The 4,334-nt window shown below is 35.2% G+C and carries 4 protein-coding genes; all 4 read right to left on the bottom strand.

What is annotated here, in order from left to right; translation table 11 throughout:
• On the bottom strand, window positions 1–670 hold a 670-nt coding region (locus SOY52_RS09485), incomplete at its 3' end, for an ABC transporter permease (RefSeq protein ID WP_320848714.1).
• A gap of 68 nt (window positions 671–738) precedes the next feature.
• Complete coding sequence (locus SOY52_RS09480) at window positions 739–2,262, bottom strand: ABC transporter substrate-binding protein (protein ID WP_320848713.1); 1,524 nt, start codon at window positions 2,260–2,262, stop codon at window positions 739–741.
• A 19-nt stretch (window positions 2,263–2,281) separates the two neighbouring features.
• Window positions 2,282–3,037, bottom strand: a complete 756-nt coding sequence (locus SOY52_RS09475; protein WP_320848712.1) for an alpha/beta hydrolase — start codon at window positions 3,035–3,037, stop codon at window positions 2,282–2,284.
• The gene (locus SOY52_RS09470; RefSeq protein ID WP_320848711.1) at window positions 3,030–3,893 is read right to left on the bottom strand and encodes a MurR/RpiR family transcriptional regulator; all 864 of its coding nucleotides are present in this window, start codon (window positions 3,891–3,893) and stop codon (window positions 3,030–3,032) included. Before SOY52_RS09470 ends, SOY52_RS09475 begins: the two co-directional genes overlap by 8 nt.
• Window positions 3,894–4,334: the final 441 nt, after the last annotated feature.

Genomic DNA, 4,334 nt, shown 5'->3' with positions numbered 1-4,334 from the left:
GGTGGAAAAGTACCTTATCCTCATCAGCACCCTTTGCTCTAGCCGTTCTAATGTAATCCATCTTAATTACATCGAGCATACTAGTGCGGCTCATTCTAATCATTGTGGCGAGTGTAGACGCTCCCAAAATAATTGACGGGAGAATAAAATGTTTCCAAGATCCAATACCAGAAACTGGTAGCCACCTTAATGTCAAACAAAATAGAATTTGACAAAGTGTTCCAAGCCAAAAGGCTGGCATAGATGCCAGAAGCATTACTAAAAATGTACTACCGTAGTCTAGTAAACTATGTTCCTTAACAGCAGAAGCAATTCCTAAAGGAATACCAACACCTACTGCAAAAAGAACAGAAAGCGTAGTAACAAGTAATGTATATGGAAGTCTTCTAGCAAACTCTGGAAGAATTTCATAACCACTTGTCCACGAATTACCAAAATCAAGACGGCAGGCATCAAACATATATCTTACATATCTTATCAGCAAAGGCTGATCTAGATTGAGTTCGTGTTTAAGTTCAGCAATCTGCTCAGCAGTTGCTTCATCTCCTAGAATTGACTTTACAACATCTCCAGGAGCAAATGATAAAATTACAAAAAGAACAAAGGTAACGGCTATGATTACAGGTATCAGCAACAATAACCTTTTCAATGCGTATTTAAGCCAGTTCAATGTTTATTTCCTTATAATAAGTTAAGTTAGATTTGTGGGGGAAAACTCCCCCACAAGATTAATTCAAATTACTTCCAATTCCAGTATCTGAAAAGGTAGTAGTTAAGACAGTGAGCACCTACGCCATTTAAGTTAGCGTTATAAGCTATAGTTGTAATACCGTTATAAAGAGGAACCATGTAAGCTTCATCTGTAATGATATTACAAATCTCTGTGTAATATGGGAGACGTGCAGCACCCTGAGCTGAACAACCCTTTTGTGAAAGCTGATAGATTTCAGGAGCTCTTGGGTAACTTACACTTTCTGCAAATCTTGTTGGCTTGAAGAATCCTGCAATAGCGTCTGCATCTGGGATAGATGAGAGATTATCACAAAGATATCCATCAAAGTCACGTGAACCATCACGGCTTCTTAATGTTGTATTATCTACAGCATCAACCTTACAATTGATACCAATAGCCATAAGCTGAGCCTGGATAACCTTAGCTGCAGTTTCATAGTTTGTACCAGCCTGTACTAAGATACCAAATTCTTCATTCTTGTAATTTGAAGCAGCAAGATATTCCTTTGCTTTAGCAACATCTTTCTTAACAATGTGTAAGCCAGATGTTGGGTGACCTGTATACATAGGACAAAGGTCTACATCAATTAATGTTGCAGAACCATTGTTAACTGCAATATTTACTTCTTCCTTATCAATTGCAGCTTGAACTGCCTTTCTAAAGTTAATATCTGCTGTGATACCACTTCTTGCGTTAAGATAAAGTGTAATTCTACCAGTTGAAGAAGCAACACTTGTGTTGATGTTAGGATCCTTTTCAAATCTTGAAACCATTTCAATAGATGGGTTACCCATTACATCATAGTCTCCATTCTGAAGACCAAGAATCATTGTGTTAGGGTCAGCTACGAGTTCAATTTGAACAGTCTTAATAGCTGGAGCACCTCTCCAGTGATCTTCATTAGCTTCTAATGTGATATAGTCATTAGCTGCATAAGCTGTGAGCTTATATGGGCCAGTACCAACTGGAGCATTTTGATATCCATCATCGCCTACTTCTTCCCAATAGCTCTTACAAACAACTCCACCAACTCTTGATGCAACACAGTAAGGGAATGCTGCGTATGGAGCTGAAAGTTCAACTTCAACAGTATAAGGATCTACGATACGACACTCTTTGTAGTTAATCAAAAGAGGTCCACCAAGAGGTCCCTTTGAACCTTTGTCAAGTGAGAACTTAACATCTTCAGCTGTCATATCTCTTCCATTAGTAAATTTAACACCCTTTCTAAGGTGGAAGGTGTAAATTGTACCAGCTTCATTAAGGTCATAGCTTTCAGCTAATGAATAAGATAGAGAGCCATCGTTTTCGAGACAAAGTAAGTTATCATACACATTTGCAAGTACGATATTATCATCACCACCACAACCTGCACTAGTTAAATGGAAGAAACGATATGGGTTTCCAGCTACTGCGAATGTAACTTTAGTTTTGTCTGCTGTTGAAGCAGATGCGGATTCACTTGCTCCGCCTGCAAATACAGGAACCATCAATGCGACTAATAAAGCCAGAACCAATAGTTTTTTCATTCTGTATCTCCTTTTTCTGTCAATGACAGTTTTTAATCCAATCACAAGCGAGACTAAACCAAGTCGACACATGGTTATTTATCTCACAAGAACTTTGAGCAGTTATTTCTGTTGCAAGAGAAAGAGCATGAGGACCTTTTTCATAAATATGAAGTTCAAAAGGAACATTGTTTTCTCTTAGCGCTGATGCAAAAATAAGTGAGTTTTCTACAGGCACCTTCTCATCCTCAAATGTATGCCAAATAAAGAAGCTTGGAGTATTAGAATCCACCCTATCCTCAAGGCTTACCCAAGAACGAAGCGTAGAATCACTTCCACATAAATTATCTAAAGTTATTTTGTTTTCAAATCTTCTTGTAATTAATACAGGATAAGAAAGAATACAGCCATCAGGTCTACAATTATATTTCTTTATAGCATCTTCCTTATCGTAAAGAGTCGAAACACAGGCTACTAAATGGCCTCCTGCACTAAAACCACATAAATATACCTTTTCATATCCAAGTATGTTTTTTAGATAATCTATTGCACTAGCAGTTTCGATAAGTTGCTTAGGATAGAGGTCTCCTTTATTCGTGCTATATTGCAAAACAGCAGCATCAAAGCCTTTTGCAAGAAAAGCATAGGCAATGTCTTCACCCTCTCTAGGATTACAAAAGAAATATCCACCACCAGGAATTACTAAAACAATAGTATTTGACTTAATTCTCTCATGAAGAAATAAATCTAAATATGGAATTTCTTTTTCATTTTTTAGAAAAACTCTATTATTCATTTTTGCCTCCGGATGCAACACTCTGCCAAGTTTCTTTAAGTGTTTCCAAAGTACTTCCAGTGCTATTTTTAATTAACATTTGATAGATAATATCAACTACTATTAACATCTGGAGTCTAGATACGGTTGCACCTTCTCTAACGATAGCTTCTGAAGGAGCCACAGAGATGTGAAAATCTGCACTATTTGCAATTGGGTTGCTTCCTGCTCTAGTAACAGCTACAACAGTCGCACCCTTTTCTTTTGCAATAGAAACAATACTCTTTATTTCGGCTTTCATACCTGAATATGAAAAGGCGATAACTAAATCACGGGAATTAAATGATGTTACTTGAACCTTAGCTAAGTCAAAGTCATCATCACAATGTGAAAGGATACCAATTCTAACTAGCTTCTGATGAAAGTCTTTAGCAACTACACCACTAGCACCAACACCACATATTAATATGTGTCTACTATTTGCAATGGCGGAAGCAACACTCTCAAGAGTATCAACATCAAGGAGTCTATTAAGTCGATCTAATGAGGAAATAGCATTAGTCATTACAGAGGCAATGATTCCTGAAGTTGTCTCTATAGAAGTCAAATTAATATCACGATCAATGGAACCAATAATTAAATCATCATTGTTTATTGCTTTTGCAATTAATAACTTTAATTCTTGAAATCCAGATAAATTCATCCTTTTACAAAATCTTGTAATAGTAGCAGGAGAAGTATTAATAAACTCAGCATACTCAATAATAGTACAAGTTAATAATTTACCAGGATCTTTTAAGATAGCATTTGCAACTTCTAACTCTTTTGAGGAGAAGCTTGCTTTGTTATTTAAAATGCCTAATAGGATTCCATTCATAATAAAACATTAAATCCACTTTTATCAGCTGTCAATGAAAATTTTTTTCAATTATCAATGAAAATTAATTTCAATTTGTTCAAGACTAAAACAAACTTCCTTAGCTATAACTCTAATAAAAAAGCAACAATTCCCCAAAAGTATGACATCTAGAAGACTATAAAGAAATAAAGTGTACAAATTACTAAAGAAATAATTTCATTCCTTAACATAGTTTTCTAAGCAGACCACTATCAATTAATCACTTTTCAAATGATATTATTGTTACATTTTGAGTAGTTACCAAAATAGTTATTTTTATTGAGTTGAAAAATAAATATAACTTTAAATATGTATATTAACTTAAAATGAGTTACGATACAAAAACAGAGTTATAAATTGGGAGTATTAAAATGAAATATCTCGAACAGGTTTTAGGAATTGATGTTCAATACGAAAATA

Source organism: Bullifex sp. (assembly GCF_034103065.1).
Lineage (GTDB): Bacteria > Spirochaetota > Spirochaetia > Sphaerochaetales > Sphaerochaetaceae > Bullifex.
This window is presented reverse-complemented; position numbering and strand designations above follow the sequence as displayed.